This is a genomic window from Thermus sp. NEB1569 (genome assembly GCF_022385295.1).
Classification (GTDB): Bacteria; Deinococcota; Deinococci; order Deinococcales; family Thermaceae; genus Thermus; species Thermus scotoductus.
Window position 1 is genome coordinate 1,999,922 of the sequence record NZ_CP092445.1, and the last position, 26,139, is coordinate 2,026,060.

General features: G+C 65.0%; 23 protein-coding genes and 2 pseudogenes. 9 read left to right on the plus strand and 16 right to left on the minus strand.

The window, feature by feature from the left end:
• Positions 1 to 3: 3 nt before the first annotated feature.
• From MI302_RS11425 to MI302_RS11450, 6 genes are all read right to left on the minus strand, one after another.
• Complete coding sequence (locus MI302_RS11425; protein ID WP_239725839.1) at positions 4 to 846, minus strand: carbohydrate ABC transporter permease; 843 nt, start codon at positions 844 to 846, stop codon at positions 4 to 6.
• Positions 843 to 1,718 (minus strand): carbohydrate ABC transporter permease, encoded by an 876-nt coding sequence (locus MI302_RS11430; protein WP_239725840.1) that lies wholly within the window; start codon positions 1,716 to 1,718, stop codon positions 843 to 845. The genes MI302_RS11425 and MI302_RS11430 overlap by 4 nt, the downstream gene beginning before the upstream one ends.
• 50 nt (positions 1,719 to 1,768) lie before the next feature.
• Positions 1,769 to 3,058, minus strand: coding sequence for an ABC transporter substrate-binding protein (locus tag MI302_RS11435; RefSeq protein ID WP_239725841.1), 1,290 nt, complete (start codon positions 3,056 to 3,058; stop codon positions 1,769 to 1,771).
• Positions 3,059 to 3,136: 78 nt separating this feature from the next.
• Positions 3,137 to 4,261 carry a transposase gene (locus MI302_RS11440; protein ID WP_008632315.1) on the minus strand — a complete coding sequence of 375 codons (1,125 nt, stop codon included), beginning with the start codon at positions 4,259 to 4,261 and terminating at the stop codon, positions 3,137 to 3,139.
• Between the two features lie 106 nt (positions 4,262 to 4,367).
• Positions 4,368 to 5,591, minus strand: coding sequence for an integrase core domain-containing protein (locus MI302_RS11445; RefSeq protein WP_239725842.1), 1,224 nt, complete (start codon positions 5,589 to 5,591; stop codon positions 4,368 to 4,370).
• Positions 5,592 to 5,740: 149 nt separating this feature from the next.
• The gene (locus tag MI302_RS11450; RefSeq protein ID WP_239726530.1) at positions 5,741 to 6,799 is read right to left on the minus strand and encodes a TRAP transporter substrate-binding protein; all 1,059 of its coding nucleotides are present in this window, start codon (positions 6,797 to 6,799) and stop codon (positions 5,741 to 5,743) included.
• Positions 6,800 to 6,847: 48 nt separating this feature from the next.
• Between MI302_RS11450 and MI302_RS11455 the strand changes: the two genes are divergently transcribed.
• Positions 6,848 to 7,939, plus strand: coding sequence for an IS4 family transposase (locus tag MI302_RS11455; protein ID WP_014514485.1), 1,092 nt, complete (start codon positions 6,848 to 6,850; stop codon positions 7,937 to 7,939).
• On the opposite strand, the pseudogene MI302_RS12265 reads toward MI302_RS11455, so the two are convergent.
• The 3 genes and pseudogenes from MI302_RS12265 to MI302_RS11465 form a co-directional block, all read right to left on the minus strand.
• A pseudogene (locus MI302_RS12265) lies at positions 7,940 to 8,008 on the minus strand (twin-arginine translocation signal domain-containing protein); the annotation flags it as partial.
• 80 nt (positions 8,009 to 8,088) lie between these two features.
• Positions 8,089 to 8,559 (minus strand): DUF4384 domain-containing protein, encoded by a 471-nt coding sequence (locus MI302_RS11460; RefSeq protein WP_019550571.1) that lies wholly within the window; start codon positions 8,557 to 8,559, stop codon positions 8,089 to 8,091.
• A gap of 38 nt (positions 8,560 to 8,597) precedes the next feature.
• Positions 8,598 to 9,200: a ribonuclease HII gene (locus MI302_RS11465; RefSeq protein ID WP_126199818.1), complete on the minus strand. Its 603-nt coding sequence runs from the start codon at positions 9,198 to 9,200 to the stop codon at positions 8,598 to 8,600.
• Positions 9,201 to 9,319: 119 nt separating this feature from the next.
• Here MI302_RS11465 and MI302_RS11470 point away from each other — a divergent pair, with 119 nt between their 5' ends.
• From MI302_RS11470 to MI302_RS11490, 5 genes are read left to right on the plus strand one after another with little or no spacing between them, the layout of a single operon-like run.
• Complete coding sequence (locus MI302_RS11470; RefSeq protein ID WP_239725843.1) at positions 9,320 to 10,864, plus strand: carboxylesterase/lipase family protein; 1,545 nt, start codon at positions 9,320 to 9,322, stop codon at positions 10,862 to 10,864.
• A gap of 4 nt (positions 10,865 to 10,868) precedes the next feature.
• Positions 10,869 to 12,878, plus strand: a complete 2,010-nt coding sequence (locus tag MI302_RS11475) for a molybdopterin oxidoreductase family protein (protein WP_239725844.1) — start codon at positions 10,869 to 10,871, stop codon at positions 12,876 to 12,878.
• A gap of 36 nt (positions 12,879 to 12,914) precedes the next feature.
• A complete protein-coding gene (locus MI302_RS11480; RefSeq protein WP_126164696.1) occupies positions 12,915 to 13,343 on the plus strand; it encodes an NUDIX hydrolase in 429 nt (142 codons plus the stop codon).
• Between the two features lie 2 nt (positions 13,344 to 13,345).
• Positions 13,346 to 14,575, plus strand: a complete 1,230-nt coding sequence (gene thiI / locus MI302_RS11485) for a tRNA uracil 4-sulfurtransferase ThiI (protein ID WP_239726531.1) — start codon at positions 13,346 to 13,348, stop codon at positions 14,573 to 14,575.
• Positions 14,556 to 15,860 (plus strand): amidase, encoded by a 1,305-nt coding sequence (locus tag MI302_RS11490; RefSeq protein WP_239725845.1) that lies wholly within the window; start codon positions 14,556 to 14,558, stop codon positions 15,858 to 15,860. Before thiI ends, MI302_RS11490 begins: the two co-directional genes overlap by 20 nt.
• Here the strand turns inward: MI302_RS11490 and MI302_RS11495 are convergent.
• Together MI302_RS11495 and MI302_RS11500 are read right to left on the minus strand one after the other, a co-directional pair.
• Complete coding sequence (locus tag MI302_RS11495; RefSeq protein ID WP_239725846.1) at positions 15,852 to 17,051, minus strand: SLC13 family permease; 1,200 nt, start codon at positions 17,049 to 17,051, stop codon at positions 15,852 to 15,854. The two genes, MI302_RS11490 and MI302_RS11495, sit on opposite strands and share 9 nt — an antisense overlap.
• The gene (locus MI302_RS11500; RefSeq protein ID WP_038031820.1) at positions 17,017 to 17,607 is read right to left on the minus strand and encodes a GNAT family N-acetyltransferase; all 591 of its coding nucleotides are present in this window, start codon (positions 17,605 to 17,607) and stop codon (positions 17,017 to 17,019) included. The genes MI302_RS11495 and MI302_RS11500 overlap by 35 nt, the downstream gene beginning before the upstream one ends.
• A 9-nt stretch (positions 17,608 to 17,616) precedes the next feature.
• Between MI302_RS11500 and MI302_RS11505 the strand changes: the two are divergent.
• From MI302_RS11505 to MI302_RS11515, 3 genes and pseudogenes are all read left to right on the plus strand, one after another.
• A pseudogene (locus MI302_RS11505) lies at positions 17,617 to 17,733 on the plus strand (aminopeptidase); the annotation flags it as partial.
• Between the two features lie 30 nt (positions 17,734 to 17,763).
• Entirely contained in the window at positions 17,764 to 18,258 is a 495-nt protein-coding gene (locus tag MI302_RS11510; RefSeq protein ID WP_239725847.1) for a MogA/MoaB family molybdenum cofactor biosynthesis protein, read from the plus strand.
• Positions 18,251 to 19,369, plus strand: coding sequence for an aminotransferase class I/II-fold pyridoxal phosphate-dependent enzyme (locus MI302_RS11515; protein WP_239725848.1), 1,119 nt, complete (start codon positions 18,251 to 18,253; stop codon positions 19,367 to 19,369). The genes MI302_RS11510 and MI302_RS11515 overlap by 8 nt, the downstream gene beginning before the upstream one ends.
• Before the next feature lie 27 nt (positions 19,370 to 19,396).
• Here MI302_RS11515 and MI302_RS11520 read toward each other — a convergent pair whose 3' ends face one another.
• Genes MI302_RS11520 through aceE form a run of 5 tightly spaced genes read right to left on the minus strand, consistent with a single transcriptional unit; the run spans position 19,397 to position 26,045 of the window.
• The gene (locus tag MI302_RS11520) at positions 19,397 to 20,638 is read right to left on the minus strand and encodes a folylpolyglutamate synthase/dihydrofolate synthase family protein (RefSeq protein WP_239725849.1); all 1,242 of its coding nucleotides are present in this window, start codon (positions 20,636 to 20,638) and stop codon (positions 19,397 to 19,399) included.
• Positions 20,639 to 20,659: 21 nt separating this feature from the next.
• Positions 20,660 to 21,055, minus strand: coding sequence for a manganese-dependent transcriptional regulator PerR (perR, locus tag MI302_RS11525; protein WP_038031806.1), 396 nt, complete (start codon positions 21,053 to 21,055; stop codon positions 20,660 to 20,662).
• Positions 21,056 to 21,097: 42 nt separating this feature from the next.
• Positions 21,098 to 22,003, minus strand: a complete 906-nt coding sequence (hemC, locus tag MI302_RS11530; protein ID WP_239725850.1) for a hydroxymethylbilane synthase — start codon at positions 22,001 to 22,003, stop codon at positions 21,098 to 21,100.
• Positions 22,004 to 22,043: 40 nt separating this feature from the next.
• Positions 22,044 to 23,300 (minus strand): 2-oxo acid dehydrogenase subunit E2, encoded by a 1,257-nt coding sequence (locus MI302_RS11535; RefSeq protein WP_239725851.1) that lies wholly within the window; start codon positions 23,298 to 23,300, stop codon positions 22,044 to 22,046.
• Positions 23,301 to 23,321: 21 nt separating this feature from the next.
• Positions 23,322 to 26,045, minus strand: coding sequence for a pyruvate dehydrogenase (acetyl-transferring), homodimeric type (gene aceE / locus MI302_RS11540; RefSeq protein ID WP_370687349.1), 2,724 nt, complete (start codon positions 26,043 to 26,045; stop codon positions 23,322 to 23,324).
• Positions 26,046 to 26,139 lie beyond the last annotated feature (94 nt).

Consider the following 26,139-nt stretch of genomic DNA (forward strand, 5'->3'; position numbering starts at 1 on the left):
CCCTTATCCCTTGACGGCCCCAGCGGTTAGCCCTGCCACGATCCGCTGCTGGAAGATGAGCACCAGCACCACTAGGGGCACGGTGACCACCACGCTGGCCGCCATGATGGAACCCCAGGGGATCTCAAAGGGCGTGGCCCCCCCAAAGCTGGCGATGGCTGGAGGCACCGTCTTCACCTTGTCCCCCACGGTGAAGGTGAGGGCGAAGAGGTACTCGTTCCAGGCGGCGATGAAGGCGAGAAGCCCCGTGGTCACCAAACCGGGGCCCGTAAGGGGAAGCATGATGCGCACCAGGGTCTGCAAGGGCGTGGCCCCGTCCACATAGGCTGCCTCCTCCAACTCCCTGGGTAGACCCTTGAAATAACCCACCAGCACCCAGACGGTAAAGGGCAGGGTGAAGAGAAGGTAGCTGAGGATGAGACCCAGGTGGGTGTTGAATAACCCCGCTTGGCGTAGCAGCATGAAAAGCCCCCCCAAGACCGCGATCTGGGGAAACATGGTCATGGCTAAGACCAAGTAGAGCACGGCATTCTTGGGAGGGAAAGGGAGCCTGCCCAAGGCGTAGGCCGCCAAAACCCCCAAGGTCAGGGAAAGCAGGGTCGCCCCCCCGGCCACTATCAGGGAGTTCAGGAGGTTTCGGCCAAAGTTGGCCTGGATGAAAACATTCCGGTAGTGGTCCAGGGTAAAGGGAAGAGGCAAGAGGCTGGGATTACTGGCGAAAAGGGCATCGGAAGGCTTAAAGCTGGAGATCACCGCCCAGTAAAACGGAAACACGCTATACACCACCACGAAGACCACCAGCAGGTAAAAGAGCAAGCGATTCCCCATGCGCAGAAAAGCCCTCATCGCAAGGCCTCCCTCCCCAAGGTGCGCATATAGACCACCACGAAGAGAAAGATAAGGAGCAAAATGGCCACGCTTATGGCCGACCCATACCCCAGGTCCTGGAAGTCGATCAGGGTCTGGCGGTTGTACACGGCCAGGGTACGGGTGGCGGGGTTCACCCCGCTCATGACGAAGATCACGTCAAACACCCTCAAGGCATCCAGGGTGCGGAAGATGAGGGCCACCACCAAGGCAGGGGTAAGAAGGGGGAGGGTGATGGCCCAAAACTGCTGCCAACGGTTAGCCCCGTCGATGCTGGCCGCCTCGTAAAGCTCCTCGGGAATCATCTGCAGACCAGCCAGAAGCAGGAGGGCCATAAAAGGCGTGGTCTTCCACACATCCACGGCGATGATGGCGGGCAGGACCAGCTCGGGCCGGGCAAGGAAGGCCACCTTTTGCGAGAGGATACCCAGCTTTACCCCCAGGATGTTGATGATTCCATAGACGTCGTGGAGCATCCACTGCCACATCTTGGCGGAAACCACTGTGGGAATGGCCCAGGGAATGAGGATGGCGGTGCGTACCAGGCCCCGACCCTTGAAGTTGGAGTGAATAATCAAGGCGATGGCCAAACCCAAAAGGGTCTCTAGGCTAACGGAGACCACCGTAAACTTCACCGTGTTCCAAAGGGCCTGGCGAAAATCGGGGTCCTGAAGAAGGTACAGGTAGTTTTTGAAGCCCACAAACTCCGGGGGTTCCACAAAGGCGATGTCCGCCCGAAAGAAGGACCAGTAGAAAACCTGGGCCAGAGGATACCCCGCCACCAGCACCACCACCAAGAGGGTGGGGAGGACCAATAGCCAGGCCAGGCGTACCTGCCGTTGCGTCAACATGGTTTGCGGATAAGCCCCCGGAGGGAATCCCCCCGGGGACGGGAGGAAGGTTAGCGGAGGATGCGGCGGAGGCGCCCCTCGAGGTCCCGCACCGCCGCTTCCCCGGTCTTCTTTCCGGTGAGGACGCTGTGTACCTCGGTCCAGATGGCCTCGGATACCTGGTTGTACTTGGCCCCGGCCACATCGGAGGGCCGGGAAACCGCATTCTGGAAGACGGGAAGGAGGTCGCGGAACCAGGGGTTCCTGGCCAGGACATCCCGGTCGGTGTAGAGGGCCGGGCGGGTGGGCAGGCGGGAAAGCCGGATGGCGTTGTCCTTCTGCACCTCGTAGGAGGCCAAGTACCGCACCAGGTCGGCGGACTCCTTGGGATAACGGCTGTAGGCGGAAACCATGAGCTGCCAACCTCCCAAGGTGGCGGCGTTTGGGGCATCGGCTCCGCCCTTGGGAAGCACCGTGACCCCGAACTTGCCGCGGATGGCGCTTCCCTCCGCCTGGCCAAGGGCGTAGGCGTAGGGCCAGTTGCGCATGAAGAGGCTATTGCCCTGCTGCCAGACGTTCCTCGCCTCCTCCTCGGCATAGCTGGTGACCCCCGAGGGGGCAATGGTGCCCACAAAGCGGCGCACGGTGTTCAGGGCCAGGGCCGCACGACCGTTGTTGATGCTGATGGTGCCATCGGGCTCTATGATGCGCCCGCCCCTATGGGAGTAGATCCATTCCAGAGCATCGCAGGTAAGGCCCTCATAAGCCTTGCCCTGGAAGACAAAGCCCCAGAAGTCACGGTTGCCTGCCTTGCGCTCGCCCTCCATCACCTTCTGGGCCATCTGCTCCAGCTCGGCCCAGGTGCGGGGTGGGTTCTTGAAGCCGTATTTGGCCAGAAGGTCTTTGCGGTAGTAGAGGATGCCCGCATCGGTAAAGAAGGGAATGGAGGTGAGCTTTCCCCGGATGGTGTTGTTCTGGACAATGCGGGGGAAGAACTCCTTGAGCTCATTATCCGAGAAGTACTGCTTAAGGTCGGCGGCATGGGGAGCCACGATGCCCGGCCAGATGACGTCGATCATGTACACGTCCACATCCGGGCTCTTGGCCGCCCAGTACTGCTGGTAGAGGGCCAGGCGGTCGTTGGTGTCTGCAGGGGAGTCGATGTACTCCACCCGGGTGCCCGTCTTCTTGCCCCAGGCCTCCACCATCTCCTTCATCCAACGGCCGCCCTCCCCCACCGCGGTGGAGTCCCCGGCCACCCGGATGACCGGGCCCGCCTGGGCCCGCACCAGAGCTGATCCCCAGAGAGCGCTGGCCGCCAACCCGACCCCTGCCTTCTTGAGAAACTCCCTACGCCTCATACAAACCTCCTGTGGAAGCTTTTCCAGGAGGATTTTAAACCTGGTCCACCCGGCCTGTCAAGCCCTTGTATCAGGGCTTTACCCAAAACTCCTTCCTCGCCCTCCCTTAGCCTGCTTCAAGAGTTCTTGGGTGACTTCATAGTTGAGCAGGCGAACCAGGCCCCTCAGGAGCAGGTACGGACCATCCCTCTCGCTGGGCAGCCCCAGCTTGCCCCCGAGCTGCAAAAGAAACCCCTTGAACGGATCCCCCAACCGCTCAACTTCCCAAAGGAACACCGCCAGCCCCAGCAAAACCGCCACCACCTTCCGGATCCGGGCAAGCCCCCGCACCTGGAAGGTCTCAAGCCCCAGCCCCGTCTTCAAAAGCCGGAAGAACCGCTCCACCTCCCACCGCCTGCGGTACGCCTCCACCACCTGCGCCGCCTCCTCCCTCCCCCTCACCGGCAAGCTGGTCAGTAGCCACCACTCCCCACGCCGCCCCAGGGCTGGCACCCGGCAGACCACCAGGTGGAGCCGCCTCCCCTCCACCTCCACCTCCCTCCATCCGAAGTGGAGCCGCACCCGCTGGTACCTGCCCCCTACCCTCAGCTCCACCTCCTCCCCACAGGGAAGGGCCAGGGAAGAAGCCACCTTCGCCAGAGAACCCCCCTCCCCAAGCTTCCGGTCCCGGTAGACCCGCACCACGAACTCCTCCCCCAGGGCCAGCACCTGCCCAAACACCTTCCGGTCGTCAAACCCCCGGTCCGCCACATACACCAGCCTCCTGCCCACGCCCCCCAATCGCTCCCGGGCCGCCTCAATGGCTCCCTCCACCTCCTTGGGCAGGCTGGCAAACCCCCTCTCCCCGTAGGCCACCAGGTGGGCGTACCCCAGGGCCAGCCGCCCCGCGGGGTCCAACCCCAGGGCGGTGAGGAGCTCGTACCCGGGCCGCCTATCCTTCCCCACCCGGGCTATCCCCTCCAGGGCCCGGGCATAGGGCTTGGCCACCGGGCTCAGGTCCAGGAGGACCAGAACCTCCTCACCCTCCAGGGCAGTCGCGCTCTCCTGATAGACCCGGTCAAGGAGGGCTTCTGCCTCCACCCGTGGGTTGGACAGGAAGCGGTAAAGGGCTTTGGCCTGGTGGAAGCGGTTCTGGAGGGGAGAAGGGAGCGAGGCCACCATCTCGCTCACCCGGGCTGAGCCTGCGGCCAAGGCGCCCCGCACCACCTCTTCAAACCGTCGGTGGAGGCGCTTATCGGGGGAAAACGCTCGCAAAACGGCCCGTGAACTCCTGGAGCCTGGCCTCGGCCACCTTGAGCATGTCCATGGATCACCCCCGGTACCAGATACGGGCTGCGCCCGCAAGGGGAGATTTACCACGAAACGGAGATGTGGGTAAAGTCCTGCTTGTATTCGGCCAGCACATTTGAGACAGCTTGGGGAACCGACCCCTCCCGTATCTTAGCCAAGAACTCCAGGGGGGCAAGGCCATGTATTCGGCCAGCACATTTGAGACAGCTTGGGGAACCGACCCCTCCCGTATCTTAGCCAAGAACTCCAGGGGGGCAAGGCCACCCAGGGCCATGTGGGGTCTCCTGCGGTTGTAGTAGTCCAGGTAGGCATTAAGCTCCACCTGTAGCTCGCTAACCCTCGTGGGCAAAGGTCGGGTGTAAAACTCATCCCTAAAAGTCCGTTGCAGCCGCTCCACGTGCCCGTTAAGCCTAGGACTCCGGGGAGGCAGCACAAAAAGAGCGATGCCCAGGCCTTGGCACGCCATCTCAAACTCCGCCATGAACTCGCTACCCCCATCCACCTGCACCGCTCGGATGGGGAAAGGCGCCTGGGCCACCAGTCGGGATAGAAACTCCCCTGCCAGCCTCGCCGTGGCCCGGCTATGCACCTCCCCCAGGGCATACCGGGTAAACAGGTCCACCGCCGAAAAGTGCCGCACCACCTCCCCAGGCCCCAGGCTCACCATAAGGGTGTCCACCTGGATGAGGTCCCCAGGGGCTTGCGGTTGATATCCCCGGGGCTTCCTGTGGGCGTAGGGTCTCCTTGGCCTTCCCCTTCCCTTTCCCCTTCCCCTCCTGGCCAAAAAACTGGCCACGCTCTCCACCCGTCCGCTCCCCTCCAGGTAAGCCAGGATACGCCCCACCGTGCGTTCGCTCACCGAAAAACCCTCCTTCCGGAGGGTCAGCCAGATGGGCCACCGCCCCCAGGTGGGGTTCGCCCTCCGGAGAACCTCTACCCTGACCAGGAGCTCAGGTTTCCACTGCACCTTTCCCCGTGTACGCTTGGGGCGGCGGGACTTGGGCTTTAGTCCGGCTAGGCCCCTCTCCCTCAAGGCCCTTTCCCAGCGGTAGTAGGTGGCCCGGCTGATGCCCAAAAGCTCCTGGACCTCATCCCAGCTCCTCTTGCCCTCCCGCAGGGCTTTCACCAACTTCACCTTGCGCAGGCGTCCCTGGACATCCGGGTCGCCTGCCCCGGCCTCGGCCAGTCTTGCCCCTTGGCTAGCTCCTTTCCATATCGTTCGGCCAACCGTGGTAAGCTGCATATGGGGAACCTCCTCTCTCGGGTCGGTTCCCCATCTTTTTATCCCATTCAGCGTCTCACATGTGTCTGTCCGGGTTCAGCCCTGGAGCAGGCCCTTCCCTCAAAAACGAAACCCCGGGGGTTCCACCCCCGGGACAACCAAGCCAGGGATTAGATGGCAGGGAAGGCGAAGCTTTCGTAACCCAGCTCCGCCACCGCAAACCAGCGGTACTGCTCCTCCCGGAACTTCTTCCAGGCGGTGTAGACCTTCCGGTAGGTGGCGTCCTTGGCCGCCTCCTCCTCGTACCAGTCAAAGGCTGCCTTCTGGGCCGCCTTCATTACGTCAGCGGGCCACTTGCGCAACCGCACCCCCGCCTTGATGAGCCGCTGGAGGGCAGGGGGGTTCACCTGGTCGTACTTGGCCAGCATGGACAGGTTGGCCTCGGCGGCCGCCACCTCGAGGGCCTGCTGGTACTCCTTGGGTAGCTTCCTCCACTCGTTCAGGTTCACGTAGAAGGAGAGCTGGGGACCGGGCTCGTGCCAGCCAGGGTAGTAGTAGTACTTGGCCACCTTGTAAAAGCCCAGCTTCTCGTCGTCATAGGGGCCCACCCACTCGGCGGCGTCCACCACACCCCGCTCCAGGGCCGGGTAGATGTCCCCACCCGCCAGCACCTGGGGCACCACCCCAAGCCGGCTCATCACCTGGCCGCCCGGGCCGGGGATACGCATCTTGAGGCCCTTGAGATCGGCCACGCCCTTGATCTCCCTGCGGAACCAGCCCCCCATCTGGGCCCCGGTGTTGCCGCCGGGGAACTGGATGATGCCAAAGTCGGCAAAGATGGGGCGGAAAAGCTCAATACCGCCGCCATAGTACATCCAGGCGTTCTGCTGCCGGGCGGTGAGGCCGAAGGGCACTGCGGTGTCAAAGGCGAAAACCGCTGCCTTGCCCACGAAATAGTAGCTGGCGGTGTGGCCGATCTCCACCGTGCCCTGCTGCACGGCGTCCATCACCTGGAGCCCAGGCACGATCTCCCCCGCCTGGTAGATGCGGATCTGGAAACGCCCGCCGGTGAGGGCACTTACCCTCTCAGCTAGCACATCCGCCGCTCCGAAGATGGTGTCCAGGCTCTTGGGGAAGCTACTGGCTAGCCGCCACCTCACGCTGGGCTGGGCCTGGGCAAAGACTGGGCCCTCAGTACACGTCAAAACGTGGGACCACCCCTTTAGGATGGACCTGCGCCCACGTGGATGGGCAGGTACCCATAGGAGGTGGTCCCCATGGAACAGCTTACCCCACTCATCAACGCCTTGAAGCGATACTGGAAGGCCGACCTCAGGCGCCTCACCTTCCTGGCCGCCCTGGTGATGGCTCTGGTCACCGCCCGCACCACAAGCGGCCCCAGACTCGCTCTTTCCCTCGGCTCCATAGCCAGCCCTGACCCCCGCTCCGCCTACCGAAGGTTCCAGCGGTTCTTGGCCTGGCCGGGGCTGGACGGGGAGGGCTATGCCCGCTTCATCTTCGCCCTCCTCCGACCCCAAGGGCTCCTCCTGGTCATGGACCGGACCGAGTGGGAGCTGGGGAAGAGCAAGGTCAACCTCCTGATGCTGGCCTTCCTGTACCAAGGCCTGGCCGTCCCCCTGTTCTGGAGCTTCCTTCCCCACGACGGCAACTCCTCCACCCCCGAACGCATCGCCCTGATGGAGAGGGCCTTGGCTTTCCTGAGGGCCCACTTCCCCCACCTCCGGGTGGAGGGGTTCCTGGCGGATCGGGAGTTCATAGGGGAGGCGTGGTTCCGGTACCTGGAGGAGAAGGGCATCCCCCGGTGCATCCGAATCAAGGCCAACACCCGGATGTGGCGGTTGGGCTCGGGCCCTCGGGCCTGGGAGCTCTTTGCCTCCCTGAAGGTGGGAGAGAGCCGGGTGCCCAGGCGGCGGTACTGGGTCTACGGGCGGCGCATGTGGGTGGTGGGGTTGCGCCTTGGGGTCCGGGAGTGGCTGATTGTGGCTACGGACCTGGACCCTCACCGGGTGCTGGAGGTGTACGGGCTCAGGTGGGGGATAGAGCGGCTCTTTGGGGCCCTGAAGGGGCGGGGATTTGACCTGGAGGCCACGCACGTGACGCGGGGGGAGAGGCTTTCGCGGCTTTTGGTCCCCTTGAGCCTGGCCTTCGTGTGGGCGTTTCGGACGGGGCTTGTGCTGCACCGGGTGCGTCCGGTGAGGCCCAAGAAGCACGGGAGGCTGGGACAGAGCCTCTTCCGGGCGGGGCTGGACCTGCTCACCCTTTGGGCGCTTGCCCTCTGGGGTGCAGGGGGAGGAAGGCGCGGAAGTCCCTTGGGGTTATGCCCTATGGAGGTTTTGACGTGTACATAGGACTGGGCCAAAAGCTGCGCTGGCCGCTACGCCGATACCTGCCTTCTTCAAGAAGTCACGCCGCTTCATTGTTGACCTCCTTAGCGGTCCGGGGGGATTATACCCCACCTAGGAGTGGAAAGCGCAAGCCCCCTTGTAAGTTTTTGCGGTCAGCGTATGTAGAAGTAGGTCTCTGCCACCTGGTAACGGCGGGCTCCAGAGGTTTCCAAATAGACCCTTAGCCGGGCATCCCAGTCGGTGTATACTCCTTCCAAGCGCAGGCTCCCGGGATGGGTATCCGTGTAGATGGCCCGCACCCGCTGAAGCCCTCGAGGGGGCGTGACCGTATAGCGGTAGGCCCCCGGGGGAAGCACATGGGTGCCCCGGCCCAGGTAAAAACGGTCAAACTCGTAGGTACGCCCGTCGGGATCTATGGCCACCAGGCTTATCCAACCGGGATCCGCCAGGGTGAGGAAGAAGCGCACCTCCTCCCCCACGTAGTAGGTGGCCCCCGCTCCCCGATCCGGCTCGAAGCGCAGGATGGCCGGAGTGAAGTCCAGGCGGTAGCTTACCGTCACCCCCTCGAGGGTCACGGTGCAGGCGGAAAGTAGCCCCGCCAAAAGAATCCCCAAAAGCCGCATACCCACCTCCTTCTCCTCAAGCTTATCTCCAAGGGGACCTACTCCCCTTCAGGAAACCTTAAGGGAGCCTGGGCCACCGGGGAAAAGCGCCTACGGTGCACGGGGGATGGCCCCAGGGCCTGGAGGGCCCTTTGGTGCTCTGGGGTGCCATAGCCCTTGTGCCGAGCAAAACCGTAGCCCGGGTAAAGGCGGTCCAGCTCCTCCATGAGCCGGTCCCGGTGCACCTTGGCCAGGATGCTGGCAGCAGCCACGCTGGGGCTTTTTTGGTCCGCCTTGGGAGGGGCCAGGAGGGGCAAGAAAGTGGCCACCTGGAGGTAATCGGTGACCAGGGCCTCAGGGGGTGGATCCAGAAGGTCCAAAGCCCTTTGCGCCGCCAGAAGGGTGGCCTTCAAAACCCCAAGCCGGTCCACCTCCCCTACCTCCGCCACCCCCAGGGCATGGGCTAAGGCCACCCGCCGCACTTCCTCCGCCAGGCGCTCGCGTTCCTTTGGCCTTAAGAGCTTGGAATCCCGGAAAGGGTAGCGCCCAGGACGCAGGATCACCGCCCCCACCACGATGGGGCCGGCCCAGGCTCCCCGGCCCGCCTCGTCTATCCCGGCCACCCTAAGCCCCAAGGACCAGAAGGGGGCCTCGAGGTCCATCCCTGCATCCTGCCTAGCCAACCTAGGCCCTTCGGGCCCCTTATCCTCCCCCATCCCCTGGCATTATGCCCCAAGCCCAGGGTTGGCACTCCCGTATATACTCTGGATAGAGTTTGTTTATGCGCCCCCTCGCCCTCCTTAAGGTATCCACACTAGCCCTAGGCCTCGCCCTGGCCCAGGAGGTTGTGGTCCAGACCCCCTTGGGCCTGGCTTTGGGCCAGGTGGAGAAGGGAGCCATTGCCTTCTACGGCCTGCCCTATGCGGAGGCGGGCCGCTTCCAAGCTCCAAAGCCCGTGGCCTCCTGGCCCAAAGGGGTGGGCAGGGAAAGGGTGGCCTGTCCCCAGACTCCAGGAACCACCGCCCGGCTAGGGGGGTACATCCCCCCGCAAAAGGAGGACTGCCTGGTCCTAAACCTCTTCCTGCCCCTAAGGCCCCCGCCCCCAGGGGGGTTTCCCGTCATGGTCTTTCTGCACGGGGGAGGCTTCACCTCAGGAAGTGCCGCCGAGCCCATCTACGGGGGGCACCTCTTGGCCCAGGAAGGGGTGGTGGTCTCGGTGGACTACCGCCTAGGGCCCCTGGGATTTTTAGCCCTCCCCGCTTTGGCCCAGGAAGACCCCAAGGCCGTGGGCAACTACGGGCTTTTAGATGTGATTGAGGCCCTTCGCTTTGTCCAGCGCCATATCGCTTACTTCGGCGGCGACCCGCAAAACGTCACCCTCTTTGGGGAATCGGCAGGGGGCATGCTGGTCTGCACCCTCCTCGCCACACCGGAAGCCCAGGGGCTTTTCCACAGGGCCATCCTCCAGTCGGGTGGATGCCACCAGGTGCGCCCCTTGGAGAAAGACTTCCCTTCCGGGGAACGGTGGGCCAAAGATCTAGGCTGCCCCCCTGAAGACCTCGCCTGCCTTAGGCGTCTTCCCCTAGAACGCCTCTTCCCACCTGGGGAGGCTAAAGGTCTACCCGACATCACCGCTGCAACTCTAAGTTTTCCCCACGCTCCCTTCAAGCCTCACCTGGGAGTCCTCCTTCCAGAAATCCCCTCGGAAGCCCTGAGCCAAGGCAAGGCCCGAGGTATCCCCCTCCTGGTGGGGGCCAACCTCGAGGAGCTTGCCTTTCCCACCCTGGCCTGGCTCCTGGGGCCCAGGACCTGGGAGGAGTTCAGCGGAAGGCTTGCCGCCCAGGGTATTCCCCCAAAGGAGCGGGAGGCTTTAACGAAGGTCTACCAAAAGCGTTTTCCCGACCCCCGAAAGGCCTGGGGAGAGGTCCAGACGGACCTACAACTCCTCTGCCCCTCCCTGAAGGCCGCCAGGCTCCAGGCTCCCTTCGCCCCCACCTACGCCTACCTCTTCACCTTCCGTGTCCCCGGCTTTGAAGGTCTAGGCGCTTTCCACGGTCTGGAGCTCGCCCCCCTATTCGGCCAGCTCCAGGAGATGCCCTTCTTCCCCCTTTTCCTTAGCGCTGAAGCCCGGGAAAAGGCCGAAGCCTTGGGCAAGCGGATGCGCCGCTATTGGACCTCCTTTGCCCGGGAGGGGGAACCCAAGGGCTGGCCCCGCTGGCCCACCTACGAGGAAGGCTACCTCCTCCGGCTGGACGAGCCCCCGGGCCTCCTTCCCGATCCCTATGAGGAGAGGTGCGGTGTCCTCGAGGCCCTGGGGCTACTATAGGGGCATGAAGGCCCGCGCCACCTGCCCCCTGGACTGCCCGGATGCCTGTAGCCTCCTCCTCACCCTGGAGGAAGGAAGGCTTACCCGGGTGGAGGGCGACCCCCGCCACCCCGTCACCCGAGGCTATGCCTGCGCCAAAACCTACCGCTACCCGGAAAGGGTAAGGGAGCGCCTCCTTTACCCCATGCGCCGGGTGGGCAGGAAGGGCGAAGGCCGATTTGAACGGGTTTCCTGGGAGGAGGCCCTGGGGGGGATCGCGGAAAGGCTAAGGACCATCCTGGACACCCACGGGGGGGAGGCCGTCCTCCCCTACCACTACGCGGGCACCATGGGCCTTATTGAAAACCAACATCCCCTGGCCTTCTTCCGGGCCATCGGGGCCAGCGAGCTAGAGGAAACCATCTGCGCCACCGCGGGAAGCGCCGCCTGGGAGATGACCTACGGGGTGAAGCTGGGTCCGGACCCCGAGGAGGTGCCCGAGGCCCGCTACATCCTCCTTTGGGGCATCAACAGCCTCTCCACCAACAGCCACCTCACTCCCTTTCTCAAGGAGGCGAGAAGGCGGGGGGCCAAGGTGGTCCACATCGACCCCTACGAGAACCATACCAGCCGCTTTGCCGACTGGCACATTAAGCTCCGCCCGGGCACCGACGCCGCCTTGGCCTACGCCCTGGCCCACGTGCTCTTCCGGGAAAACCTAGTGGACTGGGAATACCTCAAGGAGGCCGCCACGGGGTTGGAAGCCTTCCAGGAGGAGGCCCGGAAGTGGCCCCCAGAAAGGGCCGAGGCCCTCACCGGGGTGCCCAAGGAAGCCATGGAGCGGCTGGCCCGGGAACTCGGGGAAGCCAAACGGGTCTTCCTCCGGGTGGGCTACGGGATGACCCGGCACCCCGGTGGGGGGAATGCCTTAAGGGCGGTGATCCTCCTCCCCGCCCTCCTGGGAGCCTGGCGCTACCCGGGGTGCGGGGCGCTTCTTTCCACCAGCGGCGCCTTTGCCCTAAACAAGCGTTTCCTTGGGGGAAGGCACCTCCTGGAAGGAAAACACCCCCATGAGGGCTACTTCCGGCCCAACCCCCAGGTGCGACGGGTGAACATGAACCAGCTGGCCAGCGCCCTTACCCGGCTCGACCCCCCCATCCGGGCCCTTTTCGTCTTCAACTCCAACCCCCTGGTGGTGGCCCCCAACACGGCTGGGGTTAAGGAGGGGCTCTTGCGGGAGGACCTCTTCACCGTGGTGCTGGAGCAGGTCTTCACGGAAACCGCCCTTTACGCCGACTACCTCCTTCCCGCCACCTTCTTTTACGAGCACCCCGACCTCTACACCAGCTATGGCCACTACTACCTCTCCTGGAACGAGCCCCTAACCGAGCCCGAAGGGGAGGCCAGGCCCAACACCTGGGTCTTCCGGGAACTGGCCAGGAGGCTTGGCCTAAAGGAACCCACCCTCTACTGGACCGCGGAGGAGGTGGCAGAAAGCCTCCTGGATGTGGACCACCCCTACCTTGCGGGCATCAACCTGAAGAGGCTTAAGGAGGAGGGGTTTGTGAAGCTCAACCTCCCCAAGCCCTTCCTGCCCTTCAGAAACGGCCCCGTACGCTTTAGCCCACCCCCTGAGGTCATCCCCACCCAAACCCTCCCCGGCTACCCCTTGATCCTCCTCACCCCCCCGGCCCACCGCTTCCTGAACACCACCTACGGGAACGTCCAGGCCCTGGTGGAGGCGGAAGGAGGCGAGCCCAGGCTTCTCATCCACCCCAAGGACGCCGAGGAGCGGGGGATCACCGAGGGCATGCTGGTCTACATCCACTCCCCCCAAGGCAGGGTGGTGCGCAAGGCCAAGGTGACGGAGGCCCCCATGCCGGGGACGGTGGTCCTCGAGGGCACCTGGTGGGAAAAGTGGGCCCCCGATGGCAAGGGCATCAACCACCTCACCGCGGAAACCCTCACCGACTTAGGGGGCGGAAGCACCTTCCACAGTACCCCGGTGGAGGTGGAACCCCTCCGCCTGGCCTGATTTGCGCCTGGGCTAGGGTTTTGCTAGGCTGGTTGGGTGCAGACGGCCAAGCCCCTTAAGCGCGCGGTGGCCCTGGCCGCCTGGAGCGAGGAAGGGCTTCTCTTGGTGAAGCGGCCCGAGGAGGACCCCGAGTTCGCCGGGGCCTGGGGCCTGCCGGCGGTGAGCTTAGAGGAAGGGGAAAGCGTGGAGGAAGGGGCCATGAGGGTAGGCGAGGAAAAGCTGGGGGCCGGGGTGGAGGTCCTCCGGCCCGTGGCCTTCGGGGTGGAGGAGCGGACCGCGTACACCCTGGAGCTTTGGGTGGTGGAGGCCAGGCTTCTCGCCAGGCCTGAGCTTCCCGAGCCCAAGCCCGGCAAGACCTACTACCGGGCCTACCGCTTTGGCCGGCCCGAGGAGCTTAGGGAAGCCGCCCGGCAAGGCTCCTTATGCAGCCGCCTTTACCTGGCGGTGAAAGGTCTCTGCCCGTGACCATGGAAACCCTGGTTCTGGTCAACCTGTTCCACGAGCTGGCCCTGAAAGGGGAAAACCGCCCCTTTTTCCTGAGGAAGGCCAAGGCCCATGTAAGGGAGGCCCTTAAGGGCACGGCGGCCCGGTTGGAGGCGGAGTGGCCCATGGCCCTCCTCTTCCGCCTGCCCCAGGAAGCCTGGCCCGAGGCCAAGGAACGCCTGAAGGACACCCTGGGGGTGGAGGGCTTTGCCCGGGTCCTGCGCACTCCCCCGGATCTAAAGGCCCTCGAGGCCGCCCTGGAGGAAACCCTTGCGAGGGAACGCTTCGGAAGCTTCCGCATCACCGCCAAGCGCTCCGATAAGGCCTTTCCCCTCACCTCCCCGGAGATAGAGCGCCTCCTTGGGGCCTTCGTGAAGGAGAAGACGGGAGCCAGGGTGCAGCTCAAGGGAGCGGAAAGGGAGTTCGTGGTGCGCATCCTGCCCCAAGCCGCCCTCCTGGAGGTGGAGCGCCACCCGGGACCGGGAGGGCTTCCCCCCGGGGTTTCCGGAAAGGTGGTGGCCCTCCTTTCCGGGGGGATTGACTCCCCCGTGGCCGTCTACCGCCTCATGCGCCGGGGAGCGGAGGTGGTCTTAGTGCACTTCCACCCCTTCCCCCTTCTCTCGGGCCAGAGCCGGGAAAAGGCCAAGGCCATCGCCGAACGCCTGGCCCGCTTCCAACACCGCATCACCCTCCACCTGGTTCCCTTCAGCGAGGTGCAGCGGCAGATCATCCTCGAGGCCCCCAAGGCCTACCGGGTGGTCCTCTACCGCCGCTACATGCTCCGCATCGCCGAGGCCATCGCCAAGGAGGAAGGGGCCCTGGCCTTGGCCACCGGGGACAGCCTGGGCCAGGTGGCCTCGCAGACCCTGGAGAACCTCCATGTGGTCAACCAGGCGGCCACCCTTCCCGTCTTCCGGCCCTTGATCGGCTTTGACAAGGTGGAGATCAAGGCGGAGGCGGAGCGCATCGGCACCTACGCCATCTCCATCCTCCCCGACGAGGAGTGCTGCACCCTTTTCGCCCCCAAGCACCCCGTGACCCGGGCCCAGCTTTCCGTGGCCTTGGAAACGGAAAGCCGTTTGGATACGGAAAGGCTCATCGCCTTGGCCCTCGAGGGCCGGGAGGTGGTGCGCTACACCTGGCCGGGGCAAAAACCCTTACCAGAGGCTCAGGAGAAGGCCCCTATAATGGAGCATGGACCTCTTGACGGCTAAAGCCCTCCTGGAAAGGGGCGAAACCACTCCCTTGGCCCTTTTGGAGGAAGCCCTGGAAAGGGCCCGGGCCTTCCAGGACCGCAACGCCTTGGCCTACCTGGACGAGGAGGGAGCCAAGGAGGAAGCCCAGCGGCTTACGGAGGAGCTAAGGCAGGGGTACATCCGCGGACCCCTACACGGCATCCCCCTCACGGTAAAGGACCTCTTCCCGGTCAAGGGCATGCCCACCCGGGCAGGAACCCGGGCCCCCCTCCCTCCCCTTCCCGAGGAGGCCCAGGCAGTAAGGCGCCTGAGGGAAGCCGGAGCCCTCATCTTCGCCAAAACCAACATGCACGAGGTGGCCCTGGGCATCACCGGGGAAAACCCTTGGACGGGCCCGGTGCGCAACGCCTTGGACGCAAGCCGCCAAGCCGGGGGAAGCAGCAGCGGAAGCGCCGTGGCCGTGGCCCTGGGGATCGGCCTCGCCTCCCTGGGCTCGGACACGGGAGGGTCCATCCGCATCCCTGCCGCCTTCAACGGGGTGGTGGGCTTCAAGCCCTCCTACGGCCGGGTAAGCCTGGAGGGCGCCTTGCCCCTCTCCCGCTCCACCGATCATGCGGGGCCCATCGCCAAGACGGTGCGGGACGCCCACTTCCTCACGGAGATCCTGGCCGGGGAAAGCATCCCCCTCGAGGGCCCGCAAAACCCCACCTTCGGCGTACCCCTGGACTTCCTGGAGGGCCGTCTGGGGGTGGAGGTGCGCAGGGCTTTCCAGAGGCTTCTAGAGGAACTCCCCTCCTTGAGGGCTGAGGTAAGGGAGGTATCCTTACCCCTACCCGGGGTCTATGAGGTCTACACCCGGCTGGTGCGCTACGAGGCCGCCCGCATCCACGAAAAAGCCTTAAGGGAACATCCAGAAGGCTTCTCTCCCCAGGTGCGGGAGGCCCTTATGGCCGGGCTTTCCCTCACGGAGAAGGATTACCGGGATGCGGTGGCGGAAAGGGAGGCCCTGCGCCTCCAGTTGGTGAAGGCCTTAAGGGGGGTGGACGCCCTCCTCCTCCCCGCCCAGCCCCTTCCTGCCCCCCCCTTGGGCACGGAGGAGGTGGAGTTGGAGTCGGGGAAGAAGAGCCACCGGGAGGCCTTCATCACCCTTACCCTGTCCTTCAGCCTCCTCGGGGTGCCCACCCTCACCCTCCCCTTCGCCCGGGTGGAGGGGATGCCCGTGGGGCTCCAGGTGGTGGGGCCCTACGCGGAGGATGGCCGGGTGCTGGCCATTGGAGGCTGGCTCGAGGCCCGGCTAAAGTAGCGCGTAGAGCAGGCCCAGGGTCAAGAGGGTAAGGGGTAGCCCCAGCCGAAGGTGCTCCATGAATCCTATCCTCACCCCCTCCCTTCCTGCTCCCTCGGCCACGATGAGGTTGGCCACGCTGGCCAAGAGGGTCAGGTTCCCCGCCAAGGTGCTTCCCCCAGCCAGAAGAAGCCAGTCCCTGGGCTCCTGCACCAGGGGCGCCAGGAGCAACACCGCAGGCACATTGGAGATGAGAAGGGAAAGGAGGGTGGCGGCCAGAAGAAGCCCTAAAGGCGTGGTGGCCAAGGGCACAAGAAACTCCGCCAGGCCCAGCCTTCGTACCCCCTCGGTGACCATGAAGAGGGCGGCGAACATCACCAGTAGCTCCCAGTCCACCTGCAAGAAGTAGCGCTCGGAGCGTAGACGGCGGGTGAAAAGGAGGATTCCTGCGGCCACTAAGGCTCCCTGAGCCATGGGGTAGCCCAGGAGGAAGGCCAGGAAAAGCCCAAAGGCCACCCAAAGCCCCTTGGCCAGAAGGGGGCGGTGGAGCCGGTAGCGCAAGGGGGGGATGGGGGGAAGGAGCTTTAAGGAGCGTACCTCGGGGTAGAGGAGGGCCAGGAGAACCACCTGGAGCCCCAGGCCCAGCAGGGCCACGGGCCAGAGGGCCGAAACAAACCCCAGGTAGGAGATGCCGGATAGGCTCGCCACCACGATGTTCTGGGGGTTCCCCGTGGGGGTCATGAGGCTTCCCGTGTTCACCGCCGCCATGAGGGCAAGGAGGTAGGGCACGGGGTTCAGGCCCAGGCTCCAGGTTAGGGAGAGGACCAAGGGGGTAAGGAGAAGGGCCATGGTGTCGTTCAGAAAAAGGGCGGAAAGGAACCCGCTTCCAAAGGTAAGAAGGAGGAGAAGGGCCAAGGGAGTCCTGGCCAGACCCAAAAGCCTCTCCACCGCAAGGCCAAAGAAGCCCGCATAGCCCAGATGGGCGTTCAGGACCATGATGCCGAAGAGGAAGGTGAGGGTTTGGGCGTCCAGGGCCTGCCAGGCCTCCCGGAGGTCCAAGACCCCGAGGAGCACCAGAAAGCTCGCCCCCACCAGGGCCACCCCCGCCCGGTTCATGCGGTAGCCGGGAAGTCCTCCCAGGGCCAGGCCCAGGTAGGTGAGGAGGAGTACCAGGAGGCTAAGCCCCTCCCGTATTTCCTGGGAAAGCTCCATACAGTTTCTCCTCCAGCCGGGCCTTCACACGAGGCCACTCTTCCCGCAGGATGCTGTAGACCACGTCGTCGCGGAAACGGCCATCCGAGAGAAGGCGGTTCCGCCGCAAGACCCCTTCCCGCACCGCCCCCAAGGACTCTAAGGCTCTTTGGCTTCGCAGGTTCAAGGGGTCCACCTTAAACTGCACCCTTTCGGCGAGGAGCACCTCGAAGGCGTGGCGCAGGAGGAGGTACTTGGCCTCCTTGTTGGCGGGGCTTCCCCAGAAGGGTTTGAAGATGAGGGTACCGATCTCCAGCTTGCGGTTTTGCGGATCCGGGGTGATGACGGAGGTCCGCCCGGCCAGCTCCCCTCCCAGGAAAACGGCCCAGTTAACCCGGCCAGGCTCGGAAAGAAGGGCCTCGAGGTGAGCCCTTAGGTCCTCCGGCCCCCTTACCCTATGGCTCATGTGGCGGTAGACCTCGGGGTCGAACTGGGCTTGGAAGCCCGGAAGGTGGGAGAGGGTTAGGGGCTCCAGGCGGACATACCGGCCCTCGAGGTTCTGGGGAAAGGACCACATAGGCTCATTATGCTGGGGTTTGTGGAAACCCTGAAGGAGCTTCTTTCCCTCCTCCACCTCCCCCACCGGGGAAGCGCCACCCCCCTCGAGGCCGAAGCCTTCCGCCGCTTGCGCACCCTTTTGCAAAGGGTCTTCCACGGGGTAAGCTCTTGACAAATGTTCCGCGTGGGCATCCTGACCGTATCCGATAAGGGCTCGAGGGGGGAACGGGAGGACACCACCCACCTGGCCATCCGCGAGGCCCTAAAGGAAGGGCCCTTCGAGGTGGCGGCCTACGAGATCATCCCCGACGAGCCTCCCCTGATCAAGAAGGTCATCCGGCTCTGGGCCGACCGGGAGGGCCTGGACCTCATCCTCACCAATGGGGGCACGGGCCTGGCCCCCCGGGACAAGACCCCCGAGGCCACCCGGGAGCTACTGGACAAGGAGGTGCCGGGCCTTGCCGAGCTCATGCGCCTTAAGGGCCTGGAGAAAACCCCCATGGCCGCCCTTTCCCGGGGCCTCGCGGGGGTAAGGGGAAAAAGCCTCATCCTGAACCTGCCAGGAAGCCCCAAGGGAGCCCGGGAATCCCTCGAGGCGGTGCTTCCCGTGTTGCCCCACGCCCTAAGCCTCATCACCGGCAAGGCCTGGCGGGAGGGGCACCATGAGTAGGGTTCCTGAAGCCTCGGTCTTCCTGGTGGTGGATGAGGCCAAGAGAAAGGCCCGGGAGAAGGGGATCCGCCTCATCGACCTCTCCATCGGCTCCACCGACCTCCTGCCCCCTTCCGAGCCCCTTCAGGCCCTGCGGGAAGCCCTTTCTGACCCCAGCACTTACGGCTACTGCCTGAAAAGCTGCACCCTTCCCTTTTTGGAGGAAGCCTCCCGCTGGTACCAAGGCCGCTATGGGGTACGCCTGGACCCCAGGCGGGAAGCCCTGGCCTTGATCGGCAGCCAGGAGGGCCTGGCCCACCTCCTTCTGGCCCTCACTGAGCCCCAAGACCTCCTCCTCCTGCCCGAGGTGGCCTACCCCAGCTACTTCGGCGCTGCCCGGGTGGCCTCCCTAAGGACCCACCTCATCCCCTTGCGGGAAGACGGCCTGGCGGATCTCTCCCGGGTGCCGGAAAGCATCTGGAAGGAAGCCAAGGTCCTCCTCCTCAACTACCCCAACAACCCCACGGGGGCCCTGGCGGACTGGGGCTACTTTGAGGAGGCCCTGAGCCTCGCCAGGAAACACGGCCTGTGGCTCATCCACGACAACCCCTATGTGGACCAGGTCTACCAGGGGGAGGCCCCCTCCCCCCTGGCCCTTCCCGGGGCCAAGGAACGGGTGGTGGAGCTTTTCAGCCTCTCCAAGAGCTACAACCTGGCGGGCTTCCGCCTGGGCTTCGCCTTGGGCAACGAGGAGGCCATAGCCCGGCTGGAAAGGGTCAAGGGGGACCAGTATGCGGGCATCCTGCGCATGGGGATCGCCGCCCTCAAGACCCCTAGGGAGGTGACCCGGGGCTTCGCCCAGGTCTACCAAAAGCGGGCCCTGGGAATGGCGGAAGCTCTTAAAGGGGCCCTGGACCTCCTTTCCCCCAAGGCCACCATGTACCTCTGGGGGAAGCTTCCCCAGGGGATGGATGACCTGGAGTTCACCCTAAGCCTGGTGGAGCGGGGCGTGGCCGTGGCCCCGGGGAGGGGGTTCGGCCCTGGGGGAAGGGGACACGTGCGGATCGCCCTGGTGCAACCCATGGAAACGCTACAGGAAGCCGCCCGCATCCTGCGGGAGGCCCTGGACTGATACCACCCCGGCTTCGCCCGGTGGTGTTTACTGCCACCTTTCCTCCGGGGGAAGCCCCAAAAGGGCCCGCTTCACCTCCCCCACCAGGTAGAGGCTTCCCGCCACCACCACCCGGTTCTCCAGGGTGAAGGCCCTTTCCACGGCCTTTAAGGGTTCTTCCTCCACCAGGGCCCCCGGGAAGAGGGGGAGGAGGGCCCTGGGGTCCTGGCTTCTGGGAGAGGCGTAGCGGGTGAGGACCACCGGCCCCAACCCCTTAAGGGCCTCGGCCATGGCCCGGTGGTCCTTCTCCCGGCTGAAGCCCAGGACCAAGGCGGCAGGCAGAAGCCCGTGGAAGCGAAGGGCTTGCCGCAAGGCCCAGGCTCCTTCCGGGTTGTGGGCCCCATCCAAAAGAAGCTCCTTTCCCCCAGGCCAAGGAAGGCGCTCCAGCCGCCCCGGGTTCTCCGCCCGAAGGAGGCCCTTTTCCACCGCCTCCCAACCCGCCCCAAGGAGCTTTCCCGATACCGCCGCCAAGGCCAGGTTTTCCGCCTGGTGGGGGCCGAGAAGCCGCGTGCGGAAGGTTCTCTCCTCCCCCCGGATCCGCAGGCGGAAGGCCAGGCCCTCCCCCAAAGCCTCCACCCCGAGAAGGGAAAACTCCTCCCCCAAAACCCAAAGGGGGGTGCCCATAGCCCGGGCCCGCTCCCGAAGCTCCTCTAGCCCCTCCCCCCTGGCGGCGGTGAGGGCCGGCACCCCCTGGCGGAAGATTCCCGCCTTCTCCCGGGCCACATCCCTCAGGGTGGGGCCTAGAATCTCCAAATGGTCGTGGCCGATATTGGTGACCACGGAAAGAAGGGGCTCGGCCACGTTGGTGGCGTCAAAGCGCCCCCCCAGGCCCACCTCGAGGACCGCAAACTCCACTCCCTCCCGGGCAAAGTGGAGAAGGGCGAGGGCGGTGGCCACCTCAAAGAAGGTGGCCTCCAAAGCTTCAGCCTGGGGACGGATCTCCTCCAGAAGGGAAAGAACCACCTCCTGGCCTATGGGCTGGCCCTGGATGGCCACGCGCTCCCGGAAGTCCACCAGGTGGGGGCTGGTGTAAAGCCCCACCCTCAAGCCCGCCTCCTCCAGGATGGCCGCCAGGGCCCGGGCCACGGTCCCCTTACCGTTGGTTCCGCCAACGAGGGCCACAGGGTAAGCCTCCTGGGGATTCCCCAGGCGGGTAAGGAGAGCCAGGATTCGCTCCAGCCCCGGCTTCACCCGGCCCTGCCGGGCGTAAAGCCAGGCCAAGGGCTCCATCAGATGGCCCTCCGGGCCGACCTAGCCCTTAAGGGCTGCCTTGCAGGTGGGGCAAAGGCCCTTATAGGTGACCTCCACCTCCCTTACCCCCAGCTGGGGGTAAGCCTCCTGGACGGGGGTGAGGAGGTCGGGAAGATCCACCTCCAGGTCCACGATGGCCCCGCACCCCTGGCAGACCAGGTGCAGGTGGGGGTGGAGGTTGGCGTCGTAGCGGGTGGCCTCCCCCGCCTTGGTGATGGGGATGAGGTAACCCTCCTCCACCAGGGCCTCGAGGGTACGGTAGATGGTCCCCAGGCTCACCTTGGGCACCACCTTGCGCACCTCCTGGTAGATCCAGGCGGCGTCGGGGTGGTTGTGGGCCCTCTTCACCACCTCCAAAACAGCCTTACGCTGGCGGGTCAAGCGCTTAAGCGCCATCTACCCCACTATACTCTAGGCCGGGGGAAAACTCCAGCAAACCTATCGGCTTTGGGCAAGAATCTCCCGCCCTCCCTGCTCCAACACGTCCTGGGCCAGCTCCAACCCCAGCTCCTCGGCCTCGGAGGCGTCGCCTTCGATCTCCGCCCGGATGAAGCTCTTGCCGTCGGGGGTGAGGACCATCCCCTCGAGGAGGAGGGTGCCGTCCTCCGCCACCTGGGCCAAGGCCCCCACCGGGGCTAGGCACCCAGCCCCAAGGCCCTTCAAAAAGGCCCGCTCCGCCCGCACCCGGTCGTGGGAAGGGTGGTGGTGAAGGGCGTAGCAGAGCTCCTCCGCCAGGTCGTCCCCCTGGCGCACCTCCAGGGCCAAGGCCCCCTGGCCAGGGGCAGGGAGCATCACCTCGGGTTCCAGGAACTGGTCGATGCGGTTGCGCAGATCCAGCCGGATGAGCCCCGCCACCGCCAGGATGATCCCGTCATACTCCCCATTCCCCAAGGCAGCCAGCCGGGTGTCCACGTTGCCCCTCAGGTCCTTCACCACCAGGTCCGGGCGGTGGGCCAGAAGCTGGGCCTTGCGCCTTATGGAGCTCGTTCCCACCACAGCGCCTTCAGGGAGGTCCTCGAGGCGCTTGTACACCTTGCCCAAGAAGGCGTCCCGGGGGTCCTGCCTGCGGGGGATGGCAGCGATCCTAAGCCCCGGGGGTTCCTCCGTGGGGAGGTCCTTCAGGGAGTGCACGGCGATGTCGATTTCCCGGGAAAGAAGCGCCTCCTGCAGCTCCTTGACAAAGATGGCCTGCTCCATAGGGCTCGCCCCCTGGTCCCCCCGGGTCTTGATGGTCTTTACCTTGAACTCCGCCTCGGGCCAGCTTTCCTTAAGACGCTCCACCACAAAGCGGGTCTGGGCCAGGGCCAAGGCGCTGCCCCGGGTTCCCACCACGATGACGCGCATACTTTCCCATACTACACGAGAACCCGGGGCCGGGCACCCCCTATTCCAAGGCCAGACCTAAAGGATCCTCCAGAAGCTGGGCCAGATGGCGGCAGAAGCGGGCTGCCTCAGCCCCGTCTATAAGCCGGTGGTCGTAGGTGAGGCTGTAAGGCATGATGAGCCGGGGCTGGAAGGCTTCCTTCTCCGGATCCCACACCGGCTTCATCTGGGAACGGGAAACCCCTAAAATGGCCACCTCCGGCCAGTTCACGATGGGGGTGAATCCCGTGCCGCCAATCCCCCCCAGGTTGGAGAGGCTGAAGGTGCCTCCCTGCATCTCCTCCGGGGTGAGCTTCCGCTCCCGGGCCCGTTCGGAAACTTCCTGAAGCTCCTTGGCCAGGCGCAGAACCCCTTTTTGGTCCACATTCCGGATCACCGGCACCAGGAGGCCATGGGGGGTGTCCACCGCCACCCCGATGTGCACGTAATCCTTGTAGATGGTCTCTCCCTTTTCCGCATCGATGGAGGCGTTGAACTTGGGGAAGGCCTTCAGGGTTAGGGCCAGGGCCTTGAGGAGGAAGGCGGTGAGGGTAAGCCGAAAACCCCTTTCCTCCGCCCGCTTAGCGTAGCGCTTTCTTAAACCCTCCAGCTCGGTGATGTCCGCCTCGTCAAAGTGGGTGACCATGGGCACCTGGGCCCAGGCCTGGGCCATGGCCCTTAGGGTGGCCTTGCGCACCCCGCTCATGGGCTCGGTGCGCACCGGACCCCAGCGGCTGAAATCGGGGAGCTTGGGGGTCGGGAGAGGGCTTATGGCCTCCGCCGGCAGGGAAGGGGGAACCTGGCCCGCAGCCCGCCTCACATCCTCGGCCGTGATGCGCCCCGCAAGGCCTGTACCCCTCACCTGGCGGATGTCTACCCCGAGCTCCCGGGCCAGGCGCCGCACCGAGGGAGCAGCGGGGATGAGCCGGCCTTCCTCCTGCCCTGCTAAGGCTGGTGAAGGGCTAGAGGCTTTTGAAGGAGGTGCTGCCTGGACCTTCTCCTCCCTGGGTGGGGGGGGCACCTCCTGGGGCGAAGGAACCTCCGCCCCCCCAGCCTCCAGCTCCAGGAAGGGTTGCCCGGGACGCACCTCATCCCCCACCTTCACCAGAACCCGCTTCACCACCCCGCCCGCCTCGGCAGGGACCTCCATCACCGCCTTGTCGGTTTCCAGCTCCAAAAGGGGTTGGCCGGGAGCCACCCGGTCCCCCTCCTTCACCAGCACCCCCACCACGGTGGCCGTACTCACGTTATCGCCCAGTTCGGGAAGCTTCAGCTCCATCTTGCCCTCCAGAATACCCCCTTACCTCCTGTGGGGCGGGGTTTCCAAAAGCTCGAGCCCAAGCTCCTTCCGTGCCTTGGCCAAGGTCTTAGCCGGCACCTGGCCTTCCTCGGCCAAAAGGGCAAGGGCGGCGTAGGCGATGTGCCGGGCATCCACTTCAAAGAAATCCCTCAAGGCCTCCCGGGTGTCCGAGCGGCCAAAACCATCGGTGCCCAGGGCGCAGAAGGGCCGGTCCAGATACCCCCTTATGAGGTTGGGCAAGGCTTTGAGGTAGTCGCTGGCGGCCACCACCGGGCCCTCGTGCCCCTCCAAAGCCTCGGCCACATAGGGCTTACGGGCCTTCCCCAGAAGCCTCCTTTCCCTTTCCGCCTCTATGCCATCGTAGTAGAGGGCCTTATAGCTGGTGGCACTCCAGACATCCGCCACCACCCCGTAGCCCTTAAGAAGCTCCTGGGCCTTCACCGTCTGGGGCAGGATGGGCCCCGAGCCCAGAAGCTGCACCCTGGGGCCCTTTCCCTCCCCCGGGCGGAAGAGGTAAAGGCCCTTGAGAATCCCCTCCTTCACCTTCTCCCTGGGCTCGGGCATGGGGGGGTGGGGGTAGTTCTCGTTCTCGATGGTGATGTAGTAGAAGACATCCTCCCCCTCCCGGTACATGCGCCTGAGGCCGTCCTCGAGGATCACGGCGAACTCGTAGGCAAAGGCGGGGTCGTAGGCCAAGAGGTTGGGGGCGGCCAAGGCGTAGATGTGGCTCTGCCCGTCCTGGTGCTGCAAACCCTCCCCCTCCAGGGTGGTCCGCCCGGCGGTGGCCCCAAGGAAGAAGCCCCGGGTACGCTGGTCGGCCGCCGCCCAGACCAGGTCCCCGATGCGCTGGAGGCCGAACATGGAGTAGGTGATGAGGAAGGGAATGGTGGGGATGCCCCAGTGGGCGTAGGCGGTACCGGCGGCGATGAAGTCCGCCATGGCCCCCGCCTCGGTGATGCCCTCCTCCAGGATCTGGCCCTCCTTGCTCTCCTTGTAGGCGGTGAGGGTGCCGGCGTCCACAGGGATGTAAAGCTGCCCCTGGGGGGAGTAGATGCCCACCTGGGCGATCAGGGCCTCCATGCCGAAGGTGCGGGCCTCGTCGGGCACGATGGGGACGATGAGCTTGCCGATCTTGGGATGCCGGAGGAGCTTGGCCAGGATGCGCACGAAGGCCATGGTGGTGGAGATCTCCCGCCCCCCCGTGCCCTCGTAGAACTCCTGGAAGAACTCCTCCCCCGGCACCTCGAGGCCCCCGGTAAACCGCACCCGGCGCTCAGGGACAAAGCCCCCCAGGGCCTTCCTGCGCTCCAGGAGGTACCTCACCTCAGGGGAGTCCGGCCCCGGGTGGTAATAGGGAAGCTCGGAAAGCTTCTCCTCCGGAACGGGAATGCCCAAGAAGGCCCGGGCCTCCTTCAGGTCCTCCTCGGTGAGCTTCTTCACCTGGTGGGCCACGTTTTTGGCCATGGCCGTGGGCCCCATACCGTAGCCCTTGATGGTGCGGGCCAGGATGACCACGGGGCTTCCCCGGTGCTCCACCGCCGCCTTGTAGGCGGCATGGATCTTCACCAGGTCGTGCCCACCCCGGCTCCGGGTTAGCTCATCCAGCTCCTCGTCGCTCATGCCCTCGATGAGCCGCTTGAGCTCGGGGGTGTTGAAGAAGCGCTCCTTGAGCTCCTTGGCCCCGAAGGCGGCGTACCGCTGGGACTCCCCGTCCACCAGGGCCTCAAACCGCCTCAGGAGGTGGCCCTCCTTATCCTTGGCCAAAAGCCGGTCCCAGGCGGAGCCCCAGACGATCTTGATCACCCGCCAGCCCGCACCCCTATAGAGCCTTTCCAGCTCCTGGATGACCTTGGAGTTCCCCCGCACGGGCCCGTCCAGGCGCTGCAGGTTGGCGTTCACCACAAAGATGAGGTTATCCAGGTTCTCCCGGGCCGCCAGGTGTAAGGCCCCCACGGTTTCCGGCTCGTCGTGTTCCCCGTCCCCCAGGAAGGCCCAGACCTTGGCGGTGCTTTTGGGCTTCAGGCCCCGGTCCTCGAGGTAGCGCATGAAGCGGGCCTGGTAGATGGCCTGGATGGGGCCAAGGCCCATGCTGACCGTGGGAAACTCCCAAAAATCCGGCATCAGCCAGGGATGGGGGTAACTGGAAAGCCCCCGGCCACCCGGCACAGGGGGATGCACCTCCCGGCGGAAGTTCTCCAGGTCAGCCTCGCTTAACCTTCCCTCCAAAAAAGCCCGGGCGTAGATGCCAGGGGAGGAGTGCCCCTGGAAGAAGACCAGGTCCCGGTCCAGCCCCGCCTCGGGCCCGCGGAAGAAGTGGTTGAACCCCACCTCGTAAAGCTCCGCGATGGAGGCGTAGGTGGAGATATGCCCCCCGATGCCGTCCGCCTTCTTGTTGGCCCGGGTAACCATCATGGCCACATTCCAGCGCAGGATGTTGGCGATGCGCCTTTCCAACCCCAGATCCCCTGGGTAAGGAGGCTCCTTATGCTGGGGAATGGTGTTCAGGTAGGGGGTGGAAAGGCGGTTTTGCGGGAAGAAGCCCTCTAGGTAAAGGTACTCGTCCAGAAGGCGCAAAAGCTCCTCCACCCTGGCAAAGCCCTCCACCCGGAGCACGTACTCCAAGGACTCCCGCCACTCCCGGTTTTCCTCCTCCCTGAACCGGGCCATTTCCTCTGGGGAAAGGGCCTCTAGGGCCTGCTTGAGCACTTCCTCCACTGCGGTCATCCTCCCCCCTTGCATGCAAAACTACACTACACCGACTCCTCATTTCAGTCTGGGTCAAGGGGAGCCTTTTGTCCAATAGAAAAGCCTGGAGCGG

Coding starts and splice junctions, on each gene's coding strand:
- MI302_RS11455 (WP_014514485.1), top strand. CDS start 6,848: ATGGAACAGCTTACCCCACTCATCAACGCCTTGAAGCGATACTGGAAG.
- MI302_RS11495 (WP_239725846.1), bottom strand. CDS start 17,051: ATGGAGCTTTCCCAGGAAATACGGGAGGGGCTTAGCCTCCTGGTACTC.
- aceE (WP_370687349.1), bottom strand. CDS start 26,045: ATGACCGCAGTGGAGGAAGTGCTCAAGCAGGCCCTAGAGGCCCTTTCC.
- MI302_RS11520 (WP_239725849.1), bottom strand. CDS start 20,638: ATGGAGCCCTTGGCCTGGCTTTACGCCCGGCAGGGCCGGGTGAAGCCG.
- MI302_RS11430 (WP_239725840.1), bottom strand. CDS start 1,718: ATGTTGACGCAACGGCAGGTACGCCTGGCCTGGCTATTGGTCCTCCCC.
- MI302_RS11535 (WP_239725851.1), bottom strand. CDS start 23,300: ATGGAGCTGAAGCTTCCCGAACTGGGCGATAACGTGAGTACGGCCACC.
- thiI (WP_239726531.1), top strand. CDS start 13,346: ATGGAAACCCTGGTTCTGGTCAACCTGTTCCACGAGCTGGCCCTGAAA.
- perR (WP_038031806.1), bottom strand. CDS start 21,055: ATGGCGCTTAAGCGCTTGACCCGCCAGCGTAAGGCTGTTTTGGAGGTG.
- MI302_RS11470 (WP_239725843.1), top strand. CDS start 9,320: ATGCGCCCCCTCGCCCTCCTTAAGGTATCCACACTAGCCCTAGGCCTC.
- MI302_RS11515 (WP_239725848.1), top strand. CDS start 18,251: ATGAGTAGGGTTCCTGAAGCCTCGGTCTTCCTGGTGGTGGATGAGGCC.
- MI302_RS11500 (WP_038031820.1), bottom strand. CDS start 17,607: ATGTGGTCCTTTCCCCAGAACCTCGAGGGCCGGTATGTCCGCCTGGAG.
- MI302_RS11465 (WP_126199818.1), bottom strand. CDS start 9,200: ATGGACCTCGAGGCCCCCTTCTGGTCCTTGGGGCTTAGGGTGGCCGGG.
- MI302_RS11475 (WP_239725844.1), top strand. CDS start 10,869: ATGAAGGCCCGCGCCACCTGCCCCCTGGACTGCCCGGATGCCTGTAGC.
- MI302_RS11425 (WP_239725839.1), bottom strand. CDS start 846: ATGAGGGCTTTTCTGCGCATGGGGAATCGCTTGCTCTTTTACCTGCTG.
- MI302_RS11510 (WP_239725847.1), top strand. CDS start 17,764: ATGTTCCGCGTGGGCATCCTGACCGTATCCGATAAGGGCTCGAGGGGG.
- MI302_RS11435 (WP_239725841.1), bottom strand. CDS start 3,058: ATGAGGCGTAGGGAGTTTCTCAAGAAGGCAGGGGTCGGGTTGGCGGCC.
- MI302_RS11490 (WP_239725845.1), top strand. CDS start 14,556: ATGGACCTCTTGACGGCTAAAGCCCTCCTGGAAAGGGGCGAAACCACT.
- MI302_RS11445 (WP_239725842.1), bottom strand. CDS start 5,591: ATGCAGCTTACCACGGTTGGCCGAACGATATGGAAAGGAGCTAGCCAA.
- MI302_RS11460 (WP_019550571.1), bottom strand. CDS start 8,559: ATGCGGCTTTTGGGGATTCTTTTGGCGGGGCTACTTTCCGCCTGCACC.
- hemC (WP_239725850.1), bottom strand. CDS start 22,003: ATGCGCGTCATCGTGGTGGGAACCCGGGGCAGCGCCTTGGCCCTGGCC.